Origin of the sequence: Bradyrhizobium sp. WSM2254, from assembly GCF_000472645.1 — a bacterium.
Lineage (GTDB): Bacteria > Pseudomonadota > Alphaproteobacteria > Rhizobiales > Xanthobacteraceae > Bradyrhizobium > Bradyrhizobium niftali.
Map to the genome: position 1 here is coordinate 17961 of NZ_AXAB01000032.1, position 25417 is coordinate 43377.

22 protein-coding genes are annotated in these 25417 nt (G+C 66.1%); 14 read left to right on the forward strand and 8 right to left on the reverse strand.

Features of this window, described 5'->3' with window-relative positions:
• The 3 genes from A3M7_RS0123445 to A3M7_RS0123455 all read left to right on the forward strand — a co-directional run bounded on the left by A3M7_RS0123445 (position 1) and on the right by A3M7_RS0123455 (position 4343).
• Complete coding sequence (locus A3M7_RS0123445) at positions 1-771, forward strand: amino acid ABC transporter ATP-binding protein (RefSeq protein WP_084302433.1); 771 nt, start codon at positions 1-3, stop codon at positions 769-771.
• 199 nt (positions 772-970) lie between these two features.
• Positions 971-2041 (forward strand): HoxN/HupN/NixA family nickel/cobalt transporter, encoded by a 1071-nt coding sequence (locus tag A3M7_RS0123450; protein ID WP_027546082.1) that lies wholly within the window; start codon positions 971-973, stop codon positions 2039-2041.
• Positions 2022-4343: a TonB-dependent receptor gene (locus A3M7_RS0123455; protein WP_027546083.1), complete on the forward strand. Its 2322-nt coding sequence runs from the start codon at positions 2022-2024 to the stop codon at positions 4341-4343. The genes A3M7_RS0123450 and A3M7_RS0123455 overlap by 20 nt, the downstream gene beginning before the upstream one ends.
• Positions 4344-4393: 50 nt before the next feature.
• Here the strand turns inward: A3M7_RS0123455 and A3M7_RS0123460 are convergent, their stop codons facing one another.
• On the reverse strand, positions 4394-5281 hold the full coding sequence (locus A3M7_RS0123460) for a hypothetical protein (RefSeq protein WP_027546084.1): 888 nt from the start codon (positions 5279-5281) through the stop codon (positions 4394-4396).
• A 162-nt stretch (positions 5282-5443) separates the two neighbouring features.
• Here A3M7_RS0123460 and A3M7_RS0123465 point away from each other — a divergent pair, with 162 nt between their 5' ends.
• Entirely contained in the window at positions 5444-6631 is a 1188-nt protein-coding gene (locus A3M7_RS0123465; RefSeq protein WP_027546085.1) for a CaiB/BaiF CoA-transferase family protein, read from the forward strand.
• 19 nt (positions 6632-6650) lie between these two features.
• On the opposite strand, the gene A3M7_RS0123470 is transcribed toward A3M7_RS0123465, so the two are convergent.
• The gene (locus tag A3M7_RS0123470) at positions 6651-7229 is read right to left on the reverse strand and encodes a TetR family transcriptional regulator (protein ID WP_027546086.1); all 579 of its coding nucleotides are present in this window, start codon (positions 7227-7229) and stop codon (positions 6651-6653) included.
• 142 nt (positions 7230-7371) lie between these two features.
• On the opposite strand from A3M7_RS0123470, the gene A3M7_RS0123475 reads away from it, so the two are divergent.
• From A3M7_RS0123475 to A3M7_RS0123515, 9 genes are all read left to right on the forward strand, one after another.
• Positions 7372-8847, forward strand: coding sequence for an MATE family efflux transporter (locus A3M7_RS0123475; protein ID WP_027546087.1), 1476 nt, complete (start codon positions 7372-7374; stop codon positions 8845-8847).
• Between the two features lie 215 nt (positions 8848-9062).
• Positions 9063-9857 (forward strand): MetQ/NlpA family ABC transporter substrate-binding protein, encoded by a 795-nt coding sequence (locus A3M7_RS0123480; protein WP_027546088.1) that lies wholly within the window; start codon positions 9063-9065, stop codon positions 9855-9857.
• Positions 9858-9983: 126 nt separating this feature from the next.
• Positions 9984-11021, forward strand: a complete 1038-nt coding sequence (locus A3M7_RS0123485; protein ID WP_027546089.1) for a putative FMN-dependent luciferase-like monooxygenase — start codon at positions 9984-9986, stop codon at positions 11019-11021.
• Between the two features lie 32 nt (positions 11022-11053).
• Positions 11054-11653 (forward strand): CMD domain protein, encoded by a 600-nt coding sequence (locus A3M7_RS0123490; RefSeq protein ID WP_049823649.1) that lies wholly within the window; start codon positions 11054-11056, stop codon positions 11651-11653.
• Between the two features lie 11 nt (positions 11654-11664).
• Positions 11665-12249: an alkylhydroperoxidase domain protein gene (locus A3M7_RS0123495; protein WP_027546091.1), complete on the forward strand. Its 585-nt coding sequence runs from the start codon at positions 11665-11667 to the stop codon at positions 12247-12249.
• Positions 12250-12308: 59 nt separating this feature from the next.
• A complete protein-coding gene (locus tag A3M7_RS0123500) occupies positions 12309-13466 on the forward strand; it encodes an ABC transporter substrate-binding protein (RefSeq protein ID WP_027546092.1) in 1158 nt (385 codons plus the stop codon).
• A 135-nt stretch (positions 13467-13601) separates the two neighbouring features.
• Positions 13602-15425, forward strand: coding sequence for an ABC transporter permease (locus A3M7_RS0123505; protein WP_027546093.1), 1824 nt, complete (start codon positions 13602-13604; stop codon positions 15423-15425).
• Entirely contained in the window at positions 15425-16273 is an 849-nt protein-coding gene (locus tag A3M7_RS0123510; protein ID WP_027546094.1) for an ABC transporter ATP-binding protein, read from the forward strand. Before A3M7_RS0123505 ends, A3M7_RS0123510 begins: the two co-directional genes overlap by 1 nt.
• Complete coding sequence (locus A3M7_RS0123515; RefSeq protein ID WP_027546095.1) at positions 16270-17010, forward strand: ABC transporter ATP-binding protein; 741 nt, start codon at positions 16270-16272, stop codon at positions 17008-17010. Before A3M7_RS0123510 ends, A3M7_RS0123515 begins: the two co-directional genes overlap by 4 nt.
• Before the next feature lie 3 nt (positions 17011-17013).
• Here A3M7_RS0123515 and A3M7_RS0123520 read toward each other — a convergent pair whose 3' ends face one another.
• Both A3M7_RS0123520 and A3M7_RS49815 read right to left on the reverse strand, forming a co-directional pair.
• The gene (locus tag A3M7_RS0123520) at positions 17014-18525 is read right to left on the reverse strand and encodes an ATP-binding protein (RefSeq protein WP_027546096.1); all 1512 of its coding nucleotides are present in this window, start codon (positions 18523-18525) and stop codon (positions 17014-17016) included.
• A gap of 292 nt (positions 18526-18817) precedes the next feature.
• On the reverse strand, positions 18818-19882 hold the full coding sequence (locus A3M7_RS49815; protein WP_027546097.1) for a ketopantoate reductase family protein: 1065 nt from the start codon (positions 19880-19882) through the stop codon (positions 18818-18820).
• Between the two features lie 806 nt (positions 19883-20688).
• Between A3M7_RS49815 and A3M7_RS50290 the strand changes: the two genes are divergently transcribed.
• A complete protein-coding gene (locus A3M7_RS50290; protein WP_156936970.1) occupies positions 20689-20892 on the forward strand; it encodes a hypothetical protein in 204 nt (67 codons plus the stop codon).
• Between the two features lie 143 nt (positions 20893-21035).
• On the opposite strand, the gene A3M7_RS0123530 is transcribed toward A3M7_RS50290, so the two are convergent.
• The 4 genes from A3M7_RS0123530 to A3M7_RS0123545 form a co-directional block, all read right to left on the reverse strand.
• Entirely contained in the window at positions 21036-21683 is a 648-nt protein-coding gene (locus A3M7_RS0123530; protein WP_027546098.1) for a MarR family winged helix-turn-helix transcriptional regulator, read from the reverse strand.
• Between the two features lie 774 nt (positions 21684-22457).
• On the reverse strand, positions 22458-23783 hold the full coding sequence (fliI, locus tag A3M7_RS0123535; RefSeq protein ID WP_027546099.1) for a flagellar protein export ATPase FliI: 1326 nt from the start codon (positions 23781-23783) through the stop codon (positions 22458-22460).
• 36 nt (positions 23784-23819) lie between these two features.
• Positions 23820-24548, reverse strand: a complete 729-nt coding sequence (gene flgF / locus A3M7_RS0123540; protein WP_027546100.1) for a flagellar basal-body rod protein FlgF — start codon at positions 24546-24548, stop codon at positions 23820-23822.
• Between the two features lie 3 nt (positions 24549-24551).
• Positions 24552-25340 (reverse strand): DUF1217 domain-containing protein, encoded by a 789-nt coding sequence (locus A3M7_RS0123545; RefSeq protein ID WP_027546101.1) that lies wholly within the window; start codon positions 25338-25340, stop codon positions 24552-24554.
• Positions 25341-25417: the final 77 nt, after the last annotated feature.

Below are 25417 nucleotides of genomic sequence, written 5' to 3' on the forward strand. Positions count from 1 at the left end.
ATGCCGGGTGTAGTCGCGATGGAAACTGCTCCAGAGCCGATGATCGCCATGCGCGACGTCTGCAAATGGTACGGCACCTACCAGGTCCTGACCGATATCAGCCTGACGGTCCGCCCGGGCGAAAAAATCGTTCTGTGCGGGCCGTCCGGTTCGGGCAAGTCCACCCTCATCCGCTGCATCAATGCGCTGGAAGCGTACCAGCGCGGCGAAGTCGTCGTCGCCGGCACGCGGCTGAACGACGCTGCCGGCTCGGTCGATGCGGTGCGTCGCGAGGTCGGGATGGTGTTCCAGCAATTCAACCTGTTTCCGCACATGACCGTGCTGGAGAACTGCATGCTGGCGCCGATGCGCTCCCGGGGTGTGCCGCGGGCGAAAGCCGAAGAGACCGCGCGCCGTCTGCTCGATCGGGTCAGAATAGGAAACCAGGCCGAGAAATATCCGGCTCAGTTGTCGGGCGGCCAGCAACAGCGCGTTGCGATTGCGCGCGCGCTCTGCATGGAGCCGAAGGTGATGCTGTTCGACGAGCCGACCTCCGCGCTCGACCCCGAAATGGTCAAGGAAGTCCTCGACACCATGATCGCGCTCGCGACGGATGGCATGACCATGATCTGCGTCACCCATGAAATGGGGTTTGCGCGGCAGGTCGCCGATCGCGTGATCTTCATGGCCGACGGCCGAATCGTCGAGGAGGCCGAGCCGGAAAGCTTCTTCAGGAATCCGCAGCACGATCGCACCAGGAAGTTTCTGGGAGAGATCCTGGCGGCGCATTGAGACTGGGATGGGTCCGATGGCCTGTCGCCCGCACGCCGCCCGGGCGCTCGACGCGAGCTGCGATCGCCGTGTCACGATCGCCATCGCCGATCGTGGAGACGCGCGTTCCCGGGTGACCGGCTGTGTCCCCCGAACATGGCCCCGCTCTTGCCGGCGAGTATGATGGATTGGTATAAACATCATACTCGGAGGGGGTGGCGTGGTTCAGTCAGGTGGTGTCGCGAGGCGGGCGTTCGGGCCCGGCGTGCTGTTCGGCGGGCTGATCGCCGCCAACATCGCCGCGTGGGCATTCGCCTTCGCGATGTTCGGCGACCGGCCCGCGGTGATGGCGACCGCGCTGCTCGCCTGGGTGTTCGGCCTGCGTCACGCCGTCGATGCCGACCACATCGCCGCGATCGACAATGTCGTGCGCAAGCTGATGCAGGCGGGCGACACGCCGCGAAGCGTTGGCCTGTATTTCGCGCTCGGTCATTCCACGGTCGTCCTGGCCGCGACCACGCTGCTCGCGCTCGGCGTTGTCAGCCTCGGCGGCGACAGCCTGCTGAAGGAGATCGGTGCCCTGATCGGCACCTCGGTGTCGGCGCTGTTCCTGCTGGTGATCGCGGCGATCAATCTCGCCATCTTCGTCGGCCTGTGGCGGATCCTGCGCGAGGTGCGCGAGCAAGGCATCCATGACGCCGCGCAGCTCGAGGCGCTGCTCGCGGCCCGCGGAGTCCTGGCGCGCCTGCTCGGCCCGATGTTCCGCTTGGTCACGAAGCCCTGGCACATGTATCCGCTCGGCCTGCTGTTCGGGCTCGGCTTCGACACCGCGACCGAAATCGGCCTGCTCGGCATCTCCGCCACCGAAGCCGCGCGCGGCGCCTCGCTCGCGCATGTGCTGGTGTTCCCCGCCCTGTTCGCCGCCGGCATGGCGCTGGTCGACACCGCCGATTCCGCGCTGATGGTGAGCGCCTATCGCTGGGCCTTCGTCGATCCCTATCGCAAGCTCTGGTACAACCTCACGATTACCGGCGCCTCGGTCGCGGTCGCGCTGTTCATCGGCGGCATCGAGGCGTTGGGGCTTATCGGCGACCGGCTCGGCCTGTCCGGCGGGCTGTGGTCGCTCGTCGAGGCCGTCAACGACTCGCTCGCCAATTTCGGCTTCGCGGTGATTGCGCTGTTCGCGCTCGCCTGGCTCGTCTCGGTCGTGACCTATCGCCGCATGTCTGCCGGCGACCGGCGGCGCAGGCCGGATGTGCTCCGGAGCGTCGATGCGACCGAGGTGGTCTAGACGCACGACGCTGCGGCGGCGATGCGGAGCATTGTCGGTCCTGACGAGCTGCATTCTCCTCGGCGATGGCGGCGACACCTTCGCACAGAGCAGCAGCGGCGCCTCGCAGCAATTGCCTCCGGTCCAGGTCACCGGCAACGAGGCGCCGCGCCGCAAGAAGCCGCCCGCACCACCACGCGCAAGCAGGCCGGCGGCAGCGAATATCCATGTCGTGGCTCAGCCGGCGCCGGCTCCGGACGTCCGCAGTGTCGCCTCCGGCGCAAAGGGCGCCCCAAGCATGGCCAGCGAGCTCACCGTCTCGGGCGAAGAGCTCAACGCGCGCCCTTTCGCGCGGCCGGGCGAGGCGCTCGAAGCCGTGCCGGGGCTGATCGTGACCCAGCATTCCGGCGAGGGCAAAGCCAACCAGTATTTTTTGCGCGGCTACAACCTCGACCACGGCACTGATCTGGCCATCACCGTCGACGACGTCCCGGTCAACATGCGCACCCACGCGCATGGCCAGGGCTATGCCGATCTCAACTGGCTGATCCCGGAAACCATCAGCGCGATAGACGTGCGCAAGGGCCCGTACTTCGCCGACGCGGGCGATTTCGCCTCGGTCGGCAGCATCCATATCGGCTTGATTGACCGCACCGAACAGGGCCTTGCGCAGGTGACCGCCGGCAGTTTTGGCTATCGCCGCCTGCTCGGCATGGACTCCGCCAGGGTCGGCGAGGGGGCGCTGCTCGTCGCCGGCGAGCTCGGTTCCTACAACGGCCCCTGGGACAATCCGGACAATGTACGCAAGCTCAACGGGCTCGTGCGCTACAGCCAGGGCACCGCGACCGACGGCGTCTCCGTCACCGGCATGGCCTATGCGAACAGATGGAATTCGACCGACCAGGTGCCGCAGCGCGCGATCACCGCCGGCCTGCTCGACCGCTTCGGGTCGGAGGACCCGACCGATGGCGGCAACACCAACCGCTTCGCACTCTCGGGCCGCGTGGCGCAGAGCGACGATCTCGGCTCCTGGAAGGCGAATGCCTATGTCGTGAAGAGCCAGCTCGATCTCTACAACAACTTTACCTATGACCTCGGCGATCCCGTGCGCGGCGACCAGTTCCACCAGCATGACGACCGCCTGATGGCCGGCGCCAATATCTCCCGCACGCTGAACGGCTCGTTCGCGGGCTTGCCGATGCAGACCACGGTCGGTCTGCAATCGCGCTATGACGCGATTGATCTGGCGCTGACCAACACGGTCCAACGCAGCTACCTCTCCAGCGTCCGCAGCGACAAGGTCGGCGAAGGTAGCGTCGGTGTCTACGCTGAAAACACCGTGCGCTGGACCGACTGGCTCAGGACCACCGTGGGCTGGCGCGGCGACTATTATGCTGCCAACGTCACCTCGCTGTTCAATTCAAATAATTCCGGCAGCGTCAATGCCTCGCTCGGCAGTCCGAAATTCAGGATGGTGCTCGGCCCGTTCAACCGGACCGAATTCTTCCTCGGCGCCGGTTACGGCATGCACTCGAACGACGCCCGCGGCGCGACCACGACGGAAGACCCGAGCGATCCCGCGACAAAGCTCTCGCCGTCGCCGCTGCTGGTGCGCACCAGAGGCGGCGAGATCGGCGTGCGCAGCCGGATCATTCCGGGCCTCGATTCCTCGTTCAGCGTCTTCATCCTCGACCAGGACTCCGAGATCCTGTTCTCCGGCGATGCCGGCGACACCTCAGCGACCCGCGCCAGCCGCCGCTATGGCTTCGAGTGGACCAACCATTACCGGCCGCGATCCTGGATCGACATCGATGCCGATCTGGCGATGACGCATGCGCGCTTTCGCGGCTATGACAGCGACCAGGCGGCAGTCTACGCCTCGCTCGCAGGCTATCCGGAGGCGCAGATCGGCAACGCGCCCGGCAACTACATCCCGAACGCGCCGCCGATGGTGGCCTCGGCCGGCATCACCCTCGGCGAGAAGACCGGCTGGTTCGGGACCTTGCGCTGGCGTTACCTCGCCTCCAGCCCGCTGACGGAAGACAATGCGTTCCGCTCGTCCGCGACCAGCATCTTCAACGGCCGCCTCGGTTATCGCGCCGATAATGGCTGGCGCATTCAGCTCGACGTGCTCAATCTCTTCAACGCGAGAACGAACCAGATCACCTATGCCTATGGCTCGCTGCTTAAGACCGATACGCTCTATAATCTCTGCACATCGGGCACGGCGCCGACCGCCGTCTGCCAGAACGGCGTGATGGACTACGTGCTGCACCCGGTCGAGCCGCTGACCTTCCGCCTCACCATGGCCGGGACGTTCTAGGAGAGGCGGGGCGCGCCGCGATCTGCGGCTGGATCCGAACTTGCCGCGTCCTATCCGTCGTACTGATCCGGCCCCATCGCCCACGACGTCTGATCATGGCCGAAGGCGTAGTTCCGGTTGGTGACGACGGGATTGCGATTGACCATCGGCCGCATGAACATCGGGTGGGTCGCGCTGCGCACCTCGTGCTCGACCGTGAACAGCTTTTTGCCGCTGTCGAGATCGACGATGTCGCAGAACCGGTACTGGTATTGATTGTCCTCGCGGGAGATCAGGTCGCGTGCGAGCAGCTTGCGGTACGGACCGGAGAAATCGGTGATGTACATCTGCACATGATGCCCGTCATAGTCGGGTTGCGGCCGATCGGTCTCGCGAAACAGCAGATGCTGGTCGCGGCCGGTCTTCACCGCCGCAACCTTGCCGTCGCCATTCCGCAGCTCGGCGGGCATGCCCATGATGTCAGGATAGAAGGCGCAAATCGCCGGCGCCGTTCCCATGGGCACTTCGAATTCGACATAGGGGATGCCGAGCGTGATGCGCCCGAAGCGCGTAGCGTCCGGTTCATGGACGCGCATGCGGTTGCCCCACGGACAGACGGCCTCGACATGGTCGTTGTGCTCGGCGAACGTGAATGCCGTCCCCTCGAGCTTCTTCGCGACCGACGCCAATCGCGCCAGCAACGCCTCGCGTCCCTCGATCACGAGGCCGGTATGGCCTCGCAGCACCTGCGGCCTGCCGCTCGGCAGGTGAAACTGGCTCCGCCCGGCGTTGATCCACATGTTGGTGTCGGCCACCATCAGATAGGGATCGCGGGTGAGCCCAAGTCCCGTGACGTAGAATAACGTCGCCAGGCGCTGATCCGGGACCTGGATGTTGACGTGCTCGAAATGGATGGCGTTGCCGAGGTCTTCAGCGGATCGATCGAATTGTTGCGGCATGGCTGCGGCTCTGGGTGCGGGACGGACGGGTCATACTAGAGCAGAACGTCGGCCAGTCGAACCGCCCGCCGATCACATCTGCTGATCGAGGCATGCTGCCGGCCACCTTGCCGCGGCAACCATTCCCTGTAATCTGGGCGGAAGACATCAAGGAAAGGGTCGATGGGGGGAGTTCTGGAAGGCGTGCGCGTCCTCGATTTCGGACGCTATATCGCAGGGCCCTATTGCGCGACCTTGCTGGCCGAATTCGGCGCCGAGGTCATTCGCGTTGAAAAGCGCGACGGCAGCGAGGATCGCTTCGTGGCACCGGTCGGCGCGGGCGGCGAAGGCGCGCTGTTCCTCCAGGTCAACCGCAACAAGAAGTGCATCACGCTCGATCCGATGAAGCCGGAGGGGCAGGAGGTGATGCGCCGCCTGGTTGCGACCGCGGACGTGGTCGTCGCCAACCTGCCGCCGCAGACCCTGCGCGCGATGAAGCTCGATTACGACTCGCTTCGCGCGATCAAGCCCGACATCATCCTGACGACGGCAACCGCATTCGGCGGGCCGGGGCCCTGGTCCGACCGCGTCGGCTTCGACGGTGTCGGCCAGGTCATGTCGGGTTCGGTGTACATGACCGGCGCCGGCGATCCGCCCTACCGCGCCGCGGTCAACTGGGTCGATTTCGGAACCGCGCTGCATTGTGCGTTCGGCACGCTCGCCGCGCTGATGGAACGCGCGAAATCCGGGCGCGGGCAGATCGTCGAGGGCGCGCTGCTGGCCACCGCGCTGTCCTTCACCAATGCCACGCTGATCGAACAGGCCGTCATCAACGTCAACCGCGTTCCAACAGGCAATCTCGGCCAGACCGCCGCGCCAGCCGACATCTACCGCACCAGGGACGGCTGGGTGCTGTGCCAGGTCACCGGTCATCCGCTGTTCAAGCGCTGGGCGAAGCTGATGGGCGAGGAGGACCAGTGGCTGAACGATCCGCGCTTTGCCGACGATATCAGCCGCGGCAACAACGGCCCCATCATCAGCGAGCGGATGGCGCGCTGGTGCGCCGAGCGCACCACGCAGGAGGCCGTCGACACGCTGGGCAACGCCATGATTCCGACCGGGCCCGTGCTGAGCCCGCAACAGGCGCTGGATCATCCGCACATTCGCGCCGCCGGCTTCATGCAGGACGTCGACTATCCGGGCTTGCCGAAGCCCGCGCCGGTGGCGCGAGCCGCCGTGCGGCTGTCGGAAACGCCGGGTGACATCGCGAGCCGCCCGCCGACGCTCGGCGAGCATACCGATCGTGTCCTCGCGGAGCTCGGCTATGACGCGGCCGCGATCGCGGCGCTGCGGCAAAGCGGCATCGTCTAGCGAGGCCAGCGAGCGACCATCACCGCCCATTCGCAAGCGTGAGCGCGGCCTTCACCGCGTTCTCCAGAATCTCCTCCGACAACTGCCTGTCGCTCACGGCCCGCGACAATTGCAGCGCGCCGACCATGGTCGCATAGACCGAAATCGCCCGTCGCCGGCGCTCCGCAGCCGAACCATCCGGGATCTGCGCCGCCATCAGCATGATGAGGTCGGACATCTTCCCGGTGAAGGCCTCGCGCGTCGCCTTCGGATGCCGCGCGATCTCGGACGCCAGCGCCGCGGTCGGGCAGCCGGTCCCGGCGTGGTCGCGGTGGCGCGGGGAGAGGTAGTCGCGGATCGTGGTCTCCAGCGCGATGCTGTTTTCGAGATTGTCCTTGTGCCGCTGCTCGCGCCGCTCCAGCGCATCCAGCAGCACCGCGCGCACCAGATCCTCCTTGGATTCAAAATGTGTGTAGAAGGCGCCGTTGGTCAGGCCGGCCTCGGACATGATGCCGGCGAGACCCACGGCGGCGATGCCGCTCTCGCGGAACTGCGCCGATGCGACGTCGACGATGTGCCGCCGCGTCGCGTCCCGGTGTCCCTTGTCGTACCGCGCCAATCGCGCCTCCTTGGGATGCAACCCCGGCCAACGAAATCGTGAGGAGGGGGCTATTGCATTACGATCATAATATTACATTATGGGCGTCATGCAATGGGCGGCCGATTGGCGGCGGTCCGGCAGGCGCGCAAGGACCATGGCCATGTCAGTCGAGGATGCCGCCGCCCCGGCCTTGTCCGGCGCGCAGGTCGTGGCCCATACCGCGGCTCCGCTTCGCCAGGCGGCTGCGCCAGGCGTCGCCGTCACCCCAGGCGCCGCCCGCACCCTAAGCGCGGCTGAGCAGAGGCGAGCGGCCCTGCTGACCGCGCCGATCCTGCCCACGCTGCTCAGGCTGGCCGCGCCGACCGTGACCGTGCTGGTGGCGCAAACCGCGGTGAATATCGCGGAGGCCTATTATGTCGGCTTTCTCGGCACCGATGCGCTGGCGGGCGCCGCGCTGGTGTTCCCCATCTTCATGCTGATGACCATGATGTCGAACGGCGGGTTCGGCAGCGGCGTTGCGTCCTCGGTCGCGCGCGCGGTCGGCGCGGGTCGCCGCGACGACGCCGAGTCGGCGCTGTTTCATGCCGTCGTGCTCGCCATCCTCGCCGGCGGCGTGTTCACGCTCGGCGTGATCCTGGGCGGCCCGTGGCTCTACCGGACCCTCGGCGGCCAGGGCGGTGCGCTCGCTGCGGCCACCACCTATTCCAACTATCTGTTCGCCGGCGCCATTCCGGCGTGGATCGTCAACCTCCAGGCAGCGGCACTGCGTGGTTCGGGCAACGTCAAGGTGCCCGCGCTGGTGACGCTGGTCGGCGCGATCGTGACCATCCCGGTCTCGCCGGCGCTCATCTTCGGCCTCGGGCCGATCCCGCGGCTCGGCATCGGTGGCGCCGGCGTCGCCTTCGGCCTCTATTATGGCGCGGCCATGCTGTTCCTGCTGCGCTACATGGCCTCGGGTGCGACCGGCCTGACGCTGCACATCGTGCCGCTCCGCCCAAGAATCTTCGGCGACATGCTGAAGGTCGGCATCCCGACCGCCTTCAATGCGGTGCTGACCAACCTCACCGTCATCCTCGTCACCGGCGCGGTCGGCCTGTTCGGCACCTCGGCGCTCGCCGGCTACGGCATCGCCTCGCGGCTCGACTACATCATGATCCCGCTGCTGTTCGGCATCAGCACGGCGACCCTGACCATGGTCGGCGTCAACATGGGCGCGGGCCAGACTGCGCGGGCGCGCCGGATCGGCTGGATCAGCGGCATCGTGGGCATCGTCATGACCGGGACGATCGGCCTCTTGGTCGCGATCTTCCCGACCGCCTGGCTCAATCTCTTCAGCCACGATGCCGAGGTGGTGAGCGAAGGCATGACCTATTTGCGCATCGTGGCGCCGGCCTATGCCGCGCTCGGCTTCGGCTTCGTCACGTCCTTCGCGGCCCAGGGCACCGGGCGCGCCATGGGACCGCTCGCCTCCTCGATCGCGCGGATCCTGATCGCCGCCGGCGGCGGCTGGATCGCGGTGGCAAGCTTTGGCGCGGGCATGGCGGGGCTCGCCACCATGGTCGCGGTGGCGCTCGCCGCTTATGCCGTGATCTGTGCCCTGATCATGCTGTCGCCATCGACCTGGCGGTCCGAGTAGACCGGCATCAATGGATGCTGGCGACGCCAACCGCGAGCACCGACAGCAGTAGCGCCTAGGTCAGCAACTGTAGCGCCGTCCGCGCCGCGAATTCGTTTCCTGTTTGGTACCGAATGGAGAAGGTGTGGCCCGCCCAGGCGGCCAATATGGATTTCCATTTCATTGATTTCGTCCTACGGAGAAGCGAATACGGTTCCAATCGTTGTTGCAGACGTATGGAGACCAAGATGTCGTTTCGCCTCCCCCTGATCCTCTCGACCGTGCTCGCCGCATGGTCGGCCGCAGCTAGCGCCGAGACCATCAAGATCGGCGTGACGCCGGGGCCGCACGCGCAGATCCTCGAGGCGGTGAAGCCGATCGCCGCCAAGCAGGGGCTCGATATCCAGCTGCTCGAGTTCTCCGATTATGTCGTGCCGAACGCCGCGCTCGATGCAGGCGAGATCCAGGCCAATTCGTTCCAGAACCAGCCGTACCTGGACAACCAGAAAGCCGACCGCGGCTACAAGATCGAGGCCGTCGGCCTGACCGTGAACTTCCCGATCGGTGTCTATTCGAAGAAGCACAAGGCCTTCGCCGATATCCCGGAGGGCGGCAAGGTCTCGATCCCGAACGATCCGACCAATGGCGGCCGCGTGCTGCTGCTGCTGCGCGACAAGGGCGTGATCAAGCTGAAGGATGGCACGGGCTTCAAGCCCACGGTGCTCGACATCACCGAGAATCCCAAGAAGCTGAAGTTCATCGAGGTCGACGCCGCGCAGGCGCCGCGCGCGCTCGACGACGTCGACGCAGCCGCGATCAACACCAACTATGCAACCCAGGCGGGCCTCGATCCGGTCAAGGATCCGATTCTGCGCGAGGACCCGAAGGGACCCTATGTCAACCTGATCGCGGTTCGCGCCGCCGACAAGGACAAGCCCTGGGTCAAGGTACTGGTGGACAGCTATCACACGCCTGAGGTGAAGGAGTTCGTCCTGACCAAGTTCAAGGGGGCGGTGCTGCCCAGCTGGTAGGCAGCCGGCGTCGTATCTTCGGCAGGAATGGATGGCTCCGGGGTGGCAGCCCTGCGCGGCGGCTGCTTGCCTCGCGCTGCGGCAGCGGACATCATGCGGGCTGTTGCAACGTTGGGCGCGGTTGGCATGAAACGGTTCGCAAATCTGAAAAGACTGGGCTTCTTCACGCGGCTTCTCGACGAGGCGCCGCCGGCGGACCGCTATCGCTTCGCGGCCGAGCAGATCGTGCGCGCCGAGAAGGCCGGGCTCGATTCCGCGTGGATCGCGCAGCACCATTTTCACGAGCGCGAGGGCGGCCTGCCGTCGCCCTTCACCTTCCTGGGTTACGTTGCCGCGCAGACTTCGCGCATTCGCCTCGGCACCGGCATCGTCACCCTGCCGCTTGAGAACGCGGTGAGGGTGGCGGAGGACGCCGCGGTGCTCGACCTGCTCTGCGACGGCCGGTTCGAGCTCGGCGTCGGCACCGGCGGCAATCCGTCGGCCTTTGCCGCCTTCGGTCTCGACGGCGCCCAGCGCAACGAGATCTTTGCGCGCAATCTCGCGGTCGTCCGCACCGCGCTCGCCGGCAAGCCACTCACCGGCGGCGACACGCTCTATCCGCAGCGGCCGCAACTGGACGGCCGGATCTGGCAGGCGACATTCTCGGTCGCCGGCGGCGCCCGCGCCGGCAAGGCGGGTGACGGCCTCCTGCTCTCGCGCACGCAGCCGCGGACCAAGGAGGCGCCGCGCGCAACGCTGGCCGAGATCCAGAACCCGATCATCGACGCCTATCTCGCAGCGCTGCCGCTGGGACGCGAGCCGCGCATCATGGCCTCGCGCAGCGTCTTCGTCGCCGACGACCATCGTGAGGCGATGCGCCTTGCCGACATCGGATTGCGGCGCGCGCTGCCGCAATTCATGAAGGGCGGCCATCTTCCCCCGGGCGAGACGCTGGAGGAGATGATCATTGCGTTCGACACCCATGTCGGCGCCGCCGACGAGGTCATCGCCTCGCTGCGTGGCGATGCGACGCTGGAGCGGGTGACCGACCTGGTCTTCCAGGCGCATTCGGTCGATGCCCCGCACCCCTATATCCTGCGCTCGATCGAGCTGGTCGCGGACAAGGTCGCGCCGGCGCTGGGCTGGGCCCGGACGGCGGCGGCCGATGTGGCGCTGGCGGGCTAATTGAAATGAATTGCGTTGTACGAGGCTGAATGATGGCTACGAAGGATATCATCGACACGCTCGCCGGCATTGAGCCAGGCTCCGGCCTGGACGCGATCCGCGCGCGCCGCCTGCAGGCGCGCGAGAACGCGCAGAAGAGCTATCTCTCGCTGTTCGAGCCGATCGACGCCGGCGATTTTTCGCTTGCCGAACGTGCCGCGGTTGCGGCCTTCGTGACGGGGCTTCACGGCGAGTCCCCCGTCGCCGCCTTCTATCGCGAGAAGCTCGCAGCGAATGCGGATGGAACGGCGCTGGTCGAGCCGATCCAGATCGAAATCGGGCGCGGCAAGACCTCAGGTCCCTATGGTGCCTTCCCGGCCGGACCGTTGTCGGTCGAGAACAAGGCTGGCTTGATCTACCGCGTCAGCGCGGAACGCAAACCGCAGCTTGGCGCCCGGTTGGTTGCAGCGCTCGAGCATGCGCATCTGCTGGTGTTCCGGCCGCGCGATGCCGCATCCGCCGACATGAAGGCGCTGCTCGCCGCAGGCTGGTCGACCACCGGCATCGTCACGTTCTCCCAACTCGTTGCGTTCCTGTCGTTTCAGGTCCGCGTCGTCAGCGGCTTGCGCACGCTCGCAGCGGCAAGCGCGTAGGAGGTTGCATCATGAGCGCTGCAAACACAGTCAATCCGCCCGTCGTCTTCACCCAGGACGAGCTCGGCTGGGTGTCGTGGATCGACCCGCTGCCCGAAGCGGAGTTGACCGAGCGGCACTTCGCCGGCCTCGTCGATCGCGCCCGCGTCAAGTCGGAATATTTCCGCCTGCTGGTGCGCGATCCCGAGGTGCTGGAAGCCCGCACCAAGACCGACAAGGACATCTTCTACAACGTCGCCGACGGCCTGCCGCGCGCCGAGCGCGAGCTCGCAGCCGCCGCGACCTCGCGCTACAACGGCTGCATCTATTGTGCTTCCGTGCATGCGCGATTTGCCAGCACCTATTCCAAGCGCCGCGACGACGTGCAGCGGCTGCTCGACGAGGGCGTCAAGGTCGATCTCGGCGAGCGCTGGAATGCCGTGGTCAAGGCGTCGGTGGCGCTGGCCGCGACGCCGATCGCGTTCGGCCCCGACAATGTCGAGGAGCTGCGCCGCGCCGGTCTCGATGACGCCGAGATCGTCGACGTCATCAACGGCGCCTCGTTCTTCAACTGGGCGAACCGACTGATGCTGTCGCTCGGTGAGCCCTCGAAATAGGCAATCTCACCGGCATGGAAATTGCTGCTTGTTTCAACATTGAGTGGATGGAGCCGTAGATGAGCAACATCGATCGCCGTACCCTGGTCAAGGGCTCGCTCGCCGCCATGATGGCGGGGGCGGCCTTCTCGCGCAGCGCGTTTGCGCAGTCGTCCGAGCCGATCCTGCTCGGCGTCAGCGGCCCCCTGACCGGGCCGAACGCACAATATGGCACGCAGTGGAAGCAGGGCTTTGACCTCGCGCTGGACGAGATCCAGGCGGCCGGCGGTATCAACGGCCGCAAGCTCGCCTATCAATTCGAGGACAGCCAGAGCGACCCGCGGCAGTCGGTGGCCATTGCCCAGAAGTTCGTCTCCGATCCCCGGATCGTCATGGAGCTCGGCGATTTCTCGAGTCCCGCCTCGATGGCGGCATCCCCGATCTATCAGCGCGGCGGCCTCGTGCAGTTCGGCTTCACCAATTCGCATCCCGATTTCACCAAGGGCGGTGACTTCATGTGGAGCACGTCCGTCAGCCAGGCTGACGAGCAACCGCTGCTGGCGGCCTATGCCGTCAAGCGCCTCGGTCTCAAGAAGCTCGCGATACTCCATCTCAACACCGATTGGGGCCGCACCAGCCGCGACTATTTCGTCAAGGCGGCGAAGGAATACGGCGCCGAAATCGCGGTCACCGAGGGCTACATCGCGGAGGAGCGCGACTTCCGCTCCACGCTGGTGCGCGTGCGCGACGCCAATCCGGACGGGCTGATCCTGATTTCCTATTATTCCGACGGTGCGTTGATCGCGCGCCAGGCGCGTCAGGTTGGCCTCAAGCAGACGATCTGCGCGGCAAGCTCGGTCTACTCGCCGAAATTTTTGGAGCTCGGCGGCGAGGCGGTCGAGGACGTCCATCTCGGCACGCGCTATTTCCCCGAGGATCCCAGGCCCGAGGTGAAGAAGTTCATCACCGGCTTCAAGGCCAAGTACAACGGGCAGGAGCCCGACGCCTTCAACGCCTATTCCTATGACGCGATGCACATGGCAGCCGCGGTCGTGAAGATCGGCGGCACCGATCGCCGCACCATCCGCGACGCCTTCGCGAAAGTGAAGGATGTCTCGAGCGTGATCTTCGGGACCGCGACGTTCGACGTCGAGAGCCGCCGGGTCAAGGGCGCCATGAATGCCGAGCTGGTCGTGCGCAAGGGGCAGTTCGCGCTTTGGGACGGCAAGCCGACCTGACATGATGGCCGGACGCATGATCCGGAAAAGTGCGAAGCGGTTTTCCGAAGAGATCATGCGTAAAACAAACCAAATCGCGATGATCTCATCGCGCTTGCTCGCTCCGGCCTGCTCTCTTTTCAATAGGAACGCTGCGTGTCTTCCTGGCTCGACTACACGATCAACGGGCTGATCGTCGGTAATGTCTACGCCCTCGTTGCGGTCGGGCTCGCGCTGATCTTCGGCGTCAGCCGGCTGATCAACTTCGCGCAAGGCTCGATCTATCTGGTCGGCGCCTATATCGGCTGGGTCGCGGTGGTGCAGCTGCACACGCCGCTGCCGCTCACCATCATCGTGGTCGCGGTCGCCGCCGCGCTGGTCGGGCTGGTCATCGAGCGGTTCGGCCTGCGGCCGCTCCAGAACTCGGTGCGCATCGCACCTCTGCTCGCGACCATCGGCATCAGCTTCGTGCTCGATCAGCTGGTGATGCTGACCTTCTCGCCGAATCCGCGCGCACTGCCGAGCCAGTTGCCGGACGTCCGCTTCCAGGTCGGTGGCGGCACGATCGGGCCGCTCGATCTGCTCATCGCCGGCGTCGGCATCACCAGCGCGCTCTTGCTGTTCGTGTTCCTGCGCTACAGCAAGCTCGGCTGGGCGGTGCGCGCCACCGCGCAGGACCGCGACGCCGCGATGCAGATGGGCGTGGACGTCAACCGTGTCAATCAGGCGGTGTTCGGCATTGCCGCGGCACTCGGCGGCGTCTCCGGCATGCTGGTCGGCATGTACTACAACCAGATCGACACCGCGATGAGCCTTCAGGCAACGCTCAAGGGCGTCGTCGCCGAAGTCGTCGGCGGCGCCGGCAACGTGCCGGGCGCGGTCATCGGCAGCCTGCTGCTGGGACTGGTGGAGAGCTACGGCGTCGCCGTGTTCGGCACCAGCTATCGCAACCTGTTCGCGTTCCTGCTGCTGGTCGTCGTGCTGGTGTTGCGGCCGAACGGCCTGTTCGCCAGCGCGCGGCAGGCACCGCCCGAGCCGCTCACGGGCACCTTCATCGCGCCGAGCCGGCCGGTGCGCATTCCACGCTGGGCGCTGCTGGTCGCGGCCGCTGCCTTTGCGATCCTGCCGCTGTTCCCGGTGTCCTTCTACGTGCTCCAGACCCTGATCAACGCCTGGCTGCTCGGCATGCTCGCGCTCAGCCTCACGCTCGTTGCAGGCACGATCGGGCAGGTCTCGCTCGGACACGCGGCGCTGCTGGCGATCGGCGCCTATACCTCGGCACTGCTGTCGCTGAGCTTCGCCGTTCCGGTTGGCCTTTCCATCATCGGCGGCGGCCTGATGAGCGCCGCGCTCGGCACCGCATTGATCTCGCCGTCGTTCCGCCTGCGCGGGCACTACGTGTCGATCGCAACGCTCGCCATCGGCGAGATCGTGTCGCTGGTGATCCTGAACTGGGAGAGCGTCACGCGCGGTCCGATCGGCATCTCCGGCATTCCGCCGCTGTCGCTGTTCGGCTACGACCTGATCAGTCCAAATTCGATCTACTGGTTCAGCCTTGTGGTCATGATCGTGCTGGCGCTGCTCCAGGCGCGCCTGCTCGGCTCGCATCTCGGCCGCAGCTTCCGCGCCATCAGGGACGACGACATCGCCGCGCGCGCCTATGGCCTCAGCCTGAACCGCTACAAGTCGCTGGCCTTCATCTTCGGCGGGTTTGCCGCTGGCGTCAGCGGCGGCATCGCCGCGCATCTCTATTCCTACATCAACCACGAGACCTTCAACACGCAGCAGTCCATCCTGGCGCTGACGGTCGTGATCCTTGGTGGCTTGGGGAACGTCGTCGGCGCCATCGTCGGATCGGTGGCGCTGGTCGGCCTGCCCGAATTGTTCCGGATCGCGGCGGAGTACCGCATCCTGATCTACGGCATCGTGCTCCTGCTGCTGGTGCGATTCAGGCCGCAGGGCCTGTTGGGGACGATGTGATGGCAGAGCAGCACACAACCATGCTGTCCCTGCGCGGGCTGACGCGGCGCTTCGGCGGCCTCACCGCGGTCGACGCCATCGATCTCGACCTCGCCAGGGGCGGGCTCGTCAGCATCATCGGCCCGAACGGCGCCGGCAAGACGACGTTGTTCAACCTCGTGACCGGGCTCGACCGGCCCGACGCCGGCGTGGTCCGCTTCGAAGGTCACGACATCACCGGCCTCTCGCCGGAACGGCTGGCGGCCGCTGGCATTGCCCGCACCTTCCAGCTCGGCCGCGTCTTCGGCAATCTCAGCGTCATGGACAACGTCCTGATCGGCGCGCATACGCGGCTGCGTGCGGTGAAGCCGGCCGTGCCGGTGATCGGCCCGCTGCTGGAATTGGGGCTGGCGCTGCTGCGTCCCGCCAGCGTCAAGGCCGAGGAAGAGCGGCTGCGCGAGGAAGTGAAAGCCATCCTCGCCCGCTTCGGCGAGCGGCTGCTGCCGCGGATCGACCAGCCGGCCTACAGTCTGTCCTACGCCAACCGCCGCCGCGTCGAGATCGCCCGTGCGCTCGCTCTTAGGCCGCGCCTGTTGCTGCTCGACGAGCCGACCGCCGGCATGAACCCGACCGAGACCGCGGAGATGCAGGCGCTCGTCGCCGAGCTGAAGGCGGAAGGGCTGACGATCCTGTTGATCGAGCACAAGCTGGAGATGGTGATGCGCCTCTCCGACCGTGTCATCGTCATGGACGAGGGCAAGAAGATCGCGGAAGGCCCGGGCGAAGCGGTGCGCAAGGATCCCAAGGTGATCGAGGCCTATCTCGGTCACGGCCTGTCGGGGACGGCGGAGCAGGAGAGCGCGGCATGACGACCAACGTACCCGAACCGCTTCTCGCTTTGACCGACGTCAACACCTTCTACGGCCAGGCCCAGGTGCATTTCGACCTGTCGATCAAGGTCGCGCGCGGCCACATCGTCTGCCTGCTCGGCGGCAATGCCAGCGGCAAGTCCACGACGATGAAGATCATCCTCGGCCTCGTCAAACCGCGTTCCGGTGACGTGACGTTCGACGGCGCCTCGCTGATCGGCCTCTCCACGCCGCAGATCGTCCGCCGCGGCATCGCCTCGGTGCCGGAGGCGCGGCGGTTGTTCGCGGACATGACCGTCCGCGAGAACATCCTGATGGGTGCCTTCGTGCGCAACGACCGCGATGCGGTGGCGCTGGATCTCGACAAGATGCTGACGCTGTTTCCGAAGCTCGGCCAGCGGCTGTCGCAGCGCGCAGGCTCGCTGTCCGGCGGCGAGCAGCAGATGGTGGCGATGGCGCGCGCGCTGATGAGCCGTCCCAGGATGATCGTGATGGACGAGCCGACCATGGGCCTGTCGCCGCTCTATGTCGATCGCGTGCTGGAGCTGATCCGCACCATCAACCAGGAGGGCGTGTCGGTGTTCATGGTCGAGCAGAACGCCAGCCTCGCGCTCGAGATCGCGCACGAGGCCTATGTGCTCCAGACCGGCAAGATCGTGCTCTCCGGTCCCGCGCGGGCGCTGAAGGACGATCCGCGGGTGCGCGACGCCTATCTCGGCGGTGCCGAGGCGGCCTAGCGATCAGGCCGAAGCCGCGCTCTGCGCCGGCTCCACCGGCAGATCGTCGCCATTGGGATCACCCGGCGCGGTCGCCCAGGCCAGCTCCACCAGCGTCACGATCCTGCGTCCGCCGCCGTCGAGCTGGCAGACGATGAGACCCTGCTCCTCCATGTAGCTGAGCAGGCGCTGCGCGCGGCGCAGCGAATGCGAGCCATAGGCGCGGGCGATCGCGGCGTCGCCGGGGCAGGGCCAGCCTTCCTTTGCCGCGCGGGCGATCATCATGAAGACGCCCTGCATGTCGTCGGGCAGGATCGAGGCGCGCAGCGAGACGTCCTGCCAGGCGTCGTCCCCGGCGATATCAGCGCCGAGCCCGGCGCGCGCATGCGTCAGCATGCGGCGGAATTCGTTGAGGTCAGGCACCGCCGTGCCGAGCCCCTCGATGCGGCAGCGGACCACGAACTCTTGATAGAGCACGCCGATGGCGCGGAAGCCGGCATCGGGCTCGGCGAGCACGGCACGCAAGGTCCGGTCGACGCGCTCGCGCCGCTCGGCGAGCTCCTCGGCGCTGACCGGCAGCTCGATCGCTTCGGGCCGGATCTCCGGCGCGGCGGCCTTCGCCGCGCGGAGCTGCTCGAGCAGGTCCGGCGCGGGGCGGCGCTGCGGCCGGCTGGCGTCGGGCGGCGGCGCGGCCAGGATCACGGCGCGCATATCCTCAAGTGCGGCTTCCGGCATCGGCATCAGCCGCGGCGTCGAATTGCGCGGCTGGGTGTCGGTCGCGCCGATGTTCAATCGCAGCGGACGGCGCGACAGCGCGGGTCCCAGCGCCATGAACTGCCCGCGCTCGAGATCGCGAAAGGCCTCCGCCTGCCGCCGCTCCATGCCGAGCAGGTCGGCGGCGCGTGCCATGTCGATGTCGAGGAAGGTCCGGCCCATCAGGAAGTTGGAGGCTTCCGCCGCGACGTTCTTGGCGAGCTTCGCCAGCCGCTGGGTCGCGATGATGCCGGCGAGCCCGCGCTTGCGGCCGCGGCACATCAGATTGGTCATGGCGCCGAGCGACAGTTTTCGTGCCTCGTCCGACACCTCGCCCGCGACCGCCGGTGCGAACAGCTGCGCCTCGTCCACCACCACCAGCATCGGATACCAATGGTCGCGATCGACGTCGAACAGGCCGCCGAGGAATGCGGCGGCGCGCCGCATCTGGTTCTCGGCATCGAGGCCCTCGAGATTGAGCACGGTGGAAACGCGATGCAGCCGCGCGCGCTCACCGGCGACCTGAAGGCCGCGTTCGGTGTGATCTTCGGCTTCGATCACGAGATGGCCGAAGCGCTCGGCCAGCGTGACGAAATCGCCCTCGGGGTCGATGATGGCCTGCTGCACCCAGGGCGCGCTCTGCTCCAGCAGCCGCCTCAGCAGATGCGACTTGCCGGAGCCCGAATTGCCCTGCACCAGGAGGCGGGTCGCCAGCAGTTCCTCGAGGTCCATGGCCGCCGCGGCGCCCGCCGTGGTCAGCCCCATCTCGATCGCAACCGTCATGTCCCGACTCAAGTCCCCATCATTCGCGGACAGGGGCTTATCAACCCGGCCGCGGCGCGTCGAGCGTCGCAGCGCGAATCATGCTCTGTTGCCCACGGCGGAGTTCAGGCGTGACCGGGAACCGTTCCGCCCGCGGTCATCCGATCGCCGGGATTGCGATGCGTCGCTGCTGCGGCATGAACTAGACATGCGTCGTTGCCATGCAGCCAAGGCTGCGTTCGCCGCGGTCAGAACTCAGGCGATCCCGCGTGAGCGCCGAGGATCGCGCGATCGCGACAGCGGCGGCGTGCCGCTACTGCGCGCCCGATCCGCCCTGCACGATCTTCTCGTTCAGCTTCTGGTCCACGGTCTCGACGGTGCGGTCGATCTCGGGGTTGGGCACGCCGAGCTGATGCGAGATCAGCTTCACCAGCAGGTCGACACGCTCGATGAAGGGCGCGCCGCTGGCCACCGCGCGCGCGGCCGACGACGGCTTGAGCAGGCTTTCGGCGGCCTTGGCGTACTTCGCGAACGGCACCTGGTCCTGCGGATCGGCGCCGAGGCGGCGGGCGATCGCGTCGACATGATCGTAGATCGTCTGCGAGCGTTCGAGATCACCGTGTACGGCGTCGCGGATCGACTGCGGCTCGTGCGGCGTGATGCAGCGATAGTTGCCGGTCAGCAGCATCGACCATTTCGCCAGCGGCACGAACAGGGACGAGAACACTTTCAGCTTCACCGGCACGTCGAGGCCGTCGAGCGTCACCGCGTCGATGTCGGCTTCGAGCTCGCGCAGCACCTTGTTGTGCTTGTCGTCGGCGAAGACCGATGCCTTGAAGTTGGTGGGCAGGCCGACATGAAGCACGTTCGCGGCTTCCTCCGGCGGGCGGAAGGCCTGCGGGTCGGGCGAGCACAGTGTCACCAGTCCCGGCTCGAACCGCTCCCACACCTGCGCATTGGTGTAGGCCTCCTCGAGATCCATGCCTGCGAGCGCCGGAATCCGCTTCAGATAGGGCAGCGGCGGCATGTTCATGATCGACAGGCACGGCAGCTTCGCCGCGGCGATCCTGACCATGAGCACGCGCACCGTGTGGTTGGTGTATTGCGGCTCCTGCATCGCAAGGCCGACCATGTCGTAACGGGAGACGTCGACATCGCCCGGCGTCACCGCGTCGAGCTTGCCGGGCAGGTCGAGCGAGAAGATTGCCCGGTGCACCGCCTCGTCGCGCAGCTTGATGCGTACCTCAGTACCGTCCCGATTGATCAGCTCAGCGGTCTTGGCGCGGCAGACCAGGGTGACATTGTGCCCCGCCATCAGCAGCTTCGTGCCCAGCAGGGAGCCGTAGGAAGCCCCAAGAATCAGAATATTGCGCGCCATGCTTCGTCCCTTCGACAATTTTTGCGGATTTTTGAGCCTCGGCCGTCATCCGAGGGCGAGTTGGCGGCATCTAAAGCGAAGTGCCCGGCGATGGCAACTGGGATAATGCATACAAGACTACCACACATTCCCCCAATGATCCGGAGCGACACGTCATACGAGGGTTTTTGCCCCCGATGCCGAGGCCTCAAAGCCCGACGGGCAAAACACCCGCACGGCCTGTCAATCCGTCCGTGCAGAAATATTCCACTTTACCGAAATTCGGATTTGTCGTATATGTCGCCCATCCCGGCTTGACCTTGAGGGGCGATCATGTGTCGTCATTTTTCGCGAGCCGGGTTGCGGTGGACGCGGCAGCGTCGGCACGACATGGTACGGGCAGGGCGGGTAGTCCCCGTGAGCCCGAAACCGCGTGCAGATGAGCGGCGCTGAAAGTTCGTCTCGCCAGCATTTTTCCGGCTACGTCGACAAGGCCGGAGAACCCTGCGGCGGTCAGCGAATGCGCGTACGGCAAAACCGTGTGGTCCTGGCCGTCGTTGCTACGGCCAAGCCTTTCGCGGAGGTGCACGCGAGCCCAACCGGGCGGACGGCATCGTCAATTCGCGGGGTGAGGGAGGCCAGAAGGAACTCGGCTCCCGGGAGAGCACGGCATAAGCCGTCAGGCCACTGCGCAGGGAAGGCCGAGTGTTTTGGCTGCACCTGTATGCCGCTGTGCATCTTTTCATGCGCTACACGCGCACAGCGGACCGTGGGTGCCAGCCGGCACCCGGTCTTCCCTGCGCCCTCTTGGCTTAGAGGGTGGAGCGATGAAGCAAAGCTCGGGCGAAATCCGCCGCGAGAGCGCGAAGGCGTGTCTGAACGTCGAGATGCGTGTTGGAGAACGACGCCGATGCACCTTGCTCCGTCATTGCGAGCGCAGCGAAGCAATCCAGACTGCCGCCGCGGAAAGATCCTGGATTGCTTCCGCCTTCGCTAAAGCTTCGGCGGACAAGTCGCTGCGCTCGCAATGACGATGTGGAAACTACGGGGTTCTTCGCCGTTGCGCGGGGATGACGGTGCTGATGGTGCCCTCATTGCGAGCGCCGCGAAATCTTCCACAAGCTTTGGCCGCGCGATCCGTGCGGATGTTGCGCTCAGGCTGCGGGCTTTCGCCTCATCCCTGGCTCGCCACGCGCGCGCGGTCGAGATGCTCCTCGATCTTCGGGCGGTCGCGGGTACGCTCGAAACTGGTGCAGAGCAGCTCGGTCTCCTCGAGCGAGACGGGGGCGCGATACAGCCGGCACATGAATTCGGCGGTTGCGCGTCCCTTCGCGGCGGGCTGGCCGATGCCAGGGCTGCGTTCGGCGAGAAACATGCAGTCCCGGCAGATGCTGGCGTCGAGCCGTTGGTGAGCTGCGTCGAGGTGATTGAGGATCTCCCGCAGCGAGTCGCGCAGCCTGAGACACTCGTCGGTTCCGAGCGCCGTGACCGCATTCAACACGTGGTTGATCGGGTCGTGCTGGTTCAGGCACTTCTCGCCCTGCGTGGTGACGTGGAGCACCACGGAACGCTTGTCCTCGTGCGAAGGCTTTCGCACCAGGAAGGACTTGCTCTCCAGCGTCTTCACGATCTGCGATGCAGTCGCCCTGGTGGCGCCGATGAAGCCGGCGAGCGCGGACGGTGTGCGCGAAAACCTGTTGGCGCGGCTGAGAAAGCGCAGCGCCATCCATTCCCGATCGCGCAATCCATGCTGATTGCCTTCGAAATACCAAGCCCTCGCCGCCTGGACCAGCAGCTCGACGGCTTCTCGTGCCAATGGCATGGATTTTACCTCGTCCCCGGAACTTCGTCTGCGGTCGTGCCCGATTCCTGCTCTACGGCATGGACTGCAACGCGCCCGACCTGGATCAGCGTGCGTCGCGTCGTCCGGAGCGAGAGGCCGGTTCGCGGAGGGCATGCCAATCGCGTCGTCGTCGCGCGGGAGCCCGAGTTGCCGCCACGAACGGACGATGGACCGGAATTGTTCAACCGAAGCCTCTGAGTACAAGTCACGAGAAGACGTTTCTTGATATTCCACCGAAACGATGAATGACCTTCTCAACAAAATCAAGTAGAGACACTCACGGAGACTGGATGTCGTTGCAGGTGAATGTAACGTTCAAGACAATCTCGCTCTTAGGGACACATGATAGTGAACGCAATACGGAGTCCTACGAGCATGCCCGCAGTTATACGACGGTTTGATTGCAGGGCACGTAGTTGTCCGCCGTCGATGCAAGTTGATCGAAGCTTGTGCATGACAAGTGTGATGTGCGTTGATGAGTCATCCACAACTTGTGCGATGAGTCCGGAGAATCGCCGAGGGAATTTGAAGGGATTACACGCGGCGGTTGTTGCGGCCGCGGTCGCGGAGTCAACCCTCAGCCGCTTCCATCGCGGCCGCCCGATCATTCATCCGAACGGTTGATACGCTGACGACGGACCGCGGTGGCGGCGATGGGTGTGCATGCGCCGGCAGCGTGACTGCATGCGCGGACCGGCTGTCGAAATAATGAGCAGGGCGAGATCGCGGGCGCGTCCTGCGCCGTCTTACCTGCTAATCGCCCTTGAGCATGTCCCTCAGCTCGCGGAACGGATCGGCGCTCGGCTGAGCCGATGCGTCTTGCCGCATGGCGCTGTAGATCCTCGGAACCAGGTCGATCGCCTGGTCGAGGCCCGAATCGCGTCCCGACTGGTATCCGCCCATCAGGCGAAGATCGCGCGTGTCCTCGTATTTGGCGATCATGGTGCGCAGCTTGCTCACCAATTCGCGCTCTTCGGGGTCCCAGACGTTGTGGGCGAGGCGGGAGACCGAGGCCAGAACGTCCACGGCCGGATAGCGCGCCTGGTCGGCGATGTGCCTGGAGAGCACGATGTGCCCGTCGAGCGTGCTGCGGATGGTGTCGGCAATCGGCTCGTTGTGATCGTCGCCGTCGACCAGCACGGAGAAGATCCCGGTGATGGTGCCGGATCCCTCCTCGCCGGGGCCGGCACGCTCCAGAAGGCGCGGCAGGTCGGTGAAGACCGTCGGCGCGTAGCCGCGCGCGACCGCGGGCTCGCCGGCGGCGAGCGCGACCTCGCGGGCGGCGTGGGCGAAACGGGTGATCGAATCGACCACCAGCAGGACCGATTCGCCCCGATCGCGGAAATATTCGGCGACCGCCATGGCCGTCTTCGGCGCCAGGCGCCGCATCATCGGGCTTTCGTCGCCCGTCGATACGATGGTGACCGCACGATTGCGGTTGGCGCCCAGCACGTCCTCGATGAATTCGCGCACCTCGCGGCCGCGTTCGCCGACGAGCGCCAGCACGACGGTGTCGAAGCCCTGGCTGCGGGCGAGCATCGCCAGCAACGTCGATTTGCCGACGCCCGAGCCGGCAAAGATGCCGACGCGCTGGCCGGCGCAGATCGGGGCGAACAGGTCGATGACGCGCACGCCGGTGCGCAGCGGCTTGTGGACGCGTGCGCGCTTCATGGCCGAGGGCGCCTCGGCCTCCGCCGAGACGGGGCGCGATCCCGGCGTCAGCGGACCCTGTCCGTCCAGCGGGGCCCCGAGCGCGTTGATGACGCGGCCCTTCCAGCTCGGATCGGGCGCGAAAGACAGTGGAGGCATCCGGTAGGCGACGGAGCCGAGGCCACCGGCAAATTGCCGGTCGAACGGCTTGGCGATGATGCCCTCGCTGTCGATCCGCACCACCTCGCCGATCTGCGGCTTGCCGCCGGAGTTGACGCCGATGAGTTCACCGAGCCTGACGAAGCGCGACAGGCCGGAGACACGGAAATGCGTCGGCGCGATCTCGGAGATCGCGCCGCTGACGCTTGCCAGGGGAGTGCTCTGCTGAAGCTCCAGCAGCGCCCACTCGAGTTGCCGAAGAGCGTTCAAGGAAACCGTCCACCCTCATTGCGCGCGAGGCGCACTCTACTTGCCGGGCTCGCCCAGCGTCCGGATTGCATTCTGGAGCGAGCTCTCGGTGCCCTCGATCATCGAATTGGTGCCGTCGAAGGCGCGCGAGGCCGCCATCAGCTTGGTCAATTCCATCATCGGATTGGCGCCGGAACCCTCGACATAGCCTTGCTTGAAGCCGTCGCGGGAGAAATCGGCGATGGCGGTCGCGGGCCGGTCGGGCGTGACGCCCGAATTGCCGTAGCGCTCGAGACTGGCGTCAGCGGGAATGTTGAACAGGCCGATGGTGCCGATCTCGTTGTTGTCCTGGGTGATCGCGCCGCTGCGGGCGATCGAGACCGGCCCGCCGTTCGGGTCGAGCGTGATCTGCGCGCCGCCGGCATCGATGACGGGGAAGCCGGCCACCGTCTGAAGGTCGCCGTTGGCGGCGATCTGGAGGCGGCCGTCGCGCGTATAGACGGTGCCGTTCGGGCCGGCGAAGGCGAGCCAGCCCTGACCGACCACGGCGACGTCGAGCGGATTGCCGCTCTCGGTGATGCTGCCGGTCTCGCGCGAGATGATGTTGTCGCCGGGCGAGGAGAACGCGACCGGGTTCGCGCCGGCCTTGGACAGCACGGTCTCGAACTTCACCACGTCGGTGCGGAACGCCGCCGTGTTGACGTTGGCGACGTTGTTGGCGATCGTCTGGAGGCGCTTTTCGAGGGCGACCTGGGCCGACAATCCCACATAGAGAGCCGATTGCATGATTTACCTGTTGAACTTGATGTTCTGAAGTGTCGTGAGCATGTCGGTATCCAGGCTGGCCGACGTCGCCGCGCTGCCGATCAGGACCAGCGCGGGGTTGCTCGAGTTGTCACTTTGGGCCTGGGTCGCGTCCCACATCGCCGCAAAGCGCTGCACGAATTTGGTGACCTTGGTCGGGTCCTGGAAATCGGTGAGGTCGAACTTGTCCGTGATCATCTTGGCCTGGGCGTCGATGTCGGACGAACTGATCGTCGGCGACCAGCCCATCGCAGTCTGGACCACCTGGGTCAGCGCCTTGTCGGCGAGGATCTGGTAGGCGCTCGTGATCGTGGAAGCCTTGCGGGTGAAATAGAGCGCCAGCCGCAGGCCCTCGTTCTGGTCGCCGGCCTTCTGCTCCATCGTCTGCGTGACGTATTGGGTGGCCGTGCCGGTCGTGGCTGCGGTGGTCGAGGTCGCGTTGGCGCCGAGGGCGGCGAAATTGAAGGCCGTGGCGAACTCGCGGTAACGGGTGTCGGTGAGCTTGTTGGCGAAGGCGTCCTTGTCCGAGACCCCCTCGGTCAGCACCTTGCGCATGAACGCCTTGGCGTAGGCCATGTCGCTGAGGCCATAGGCCTTCATCGCATAGGTGTAGAGGCGATAGTCCTTCAGGAAGTCGTCGATCGTCTTCACGTTGCCGATATGGCCGAGGAAGTAATCGGTCTCGCGGCTGACATCCGGCTGCTTCGCGACCTGCGTCATCGACTTGCCCAGGTCCTGGGTCAATCTGGTGTAGTCCGCGATGGTGGATAGCATGACCCGCGCCTCTTTGGCCGCAATTGCGACTGCGTCCCAAGCTGCCGCGAATTGCTTGCGTGAGGCTGGCGATGCGG

Bases quoted from the DNA above. Each gene is read 5' to 3' on its own strand.
- A3M7_RS49815 (WP_027546097.1), bottom strand. From the start codon at position 19,882: ATGGCGCGCAATATTCTGATTCTTGGGGCTTCCTACGGCTCCCTGCTG.
- A3M7_RS0123490 (WP_049823649.1), top strand. From the start codon at position 11,054: ATGGCTACGAAGGATATCATCGACACGCTCGCCGGCATTGAGCCAGGC.
- A3M7_RS0123460 (WP_027546084.1), bottom strand. From the start codon at position 5,281: ATGCCGCAACAATTCGATCGATCCGCTGAAGACCTCGGCAACGCCATC.
- flgF (WP_027546100.1), bottom strand. From the start codon at position 24,548: ATGCAATCGGCTCTCTATGTGGGATTGTCGGCCCAGGTCGCCCTCGAA.
- A3M7_RS0123465 (WP_027546085.1), top strand. From the start codon at position 5,444: ATGGGGGGAGTTCTGGAAGGCGTGCGCGTCCTCGATTTCGGACGCTAT.
- A3M7_RS0123455 (WP_027546083.1), top strand. From the start codon at position 2,022: ATGCGACCGAGGTGGTCTAGACGCACGACGCTGCGGCGGCGATGCGGA.
- A3M7_RS0123495 (WP_027546091.1), top strand. From the start codon at position 11,665: ATGAGCGCTGCAAACACAGTCAATCCGCCCGTCGTCTTCACCCAGGAC.
- A3M7_RS0123520 (WP_027546096.1), bottom strand. From the start codon at position 18,525: ATGACGGTTGCGATCGAGATGGGGCTGACCACGGCGGGCGCCGCGGCG.
- A3M7_RS0123515 (WP_027546095.1), top strand. From the start codon at position 16,270: ATGACGACCAACGTACCCGAACCGCTTCTCGCTTTGACCGACGTCAAC.
- A3M7_RS0123530 (WP_027546098.1), bottom strand. From the start codon at position 21,683: ATGCCATTGGCACGAGAAGCCGTCGAGCTGCTGGTCCAGGCGGCGAGG.
- A3M7_RS0123485 (WP_027546089.1), top strand. From the start codon at position 9,984: ATGAAACGGTTCGCAAATCTGAAAAGACTGGGCTTCTTCACGCGGCTT.
- A3M7_RS0123445 (WP_084302433.1), top strand. From the start codon at position 1: ATGCCGGGTGTAGTCGCGATGGAAACTGCTCCAGAGCCGATGATCGCC.
- A3M7_RS0123545 (WP_027546101.1), bottom strand. From the start codon at position 25,340: ATGCTATCCACCATCGCGGACTACACCAGATTGACCCAGGACCTGGGC.
- A3M7_RS0123475 (WP_027546087.1), top strand. From the start codon at position 7,372: ATGTCAGTCGAGGATGCCGCCGCCCCGGCCTTGTCCGGCGCGCAGGTC.
- A3M7_RS50290 (WP_156936970.1), top strand. From the start codon at position 20,689: ATGAAGCAAAGCTCGGGCGAAATCCGCCGCGAGAGCGCGAAGGCGTGT.
- A3M7_RS0123510 (WP_027546094.1), top strand. From the start codon at position 15,425: ATGGCAGAGCAGCACACAACCATGCTGTCCCTGCGCGGGCTGACGCGG.
- A3M7_RS0123500 (WP_027546092.1), top strand. From the start codon at position 12,309: ATGAGCAACATCGATCGCCGTACCCTGGTCAAGGGCTCGCTCGCCGCC.
- A3M7_RS0123480 (WP_027546088.1), top strand. From the start codon at position 9,063: ATGGAGACCAAGATGTCGTTTCGCCTCCCCCTGATCCTCTCGACCGTG.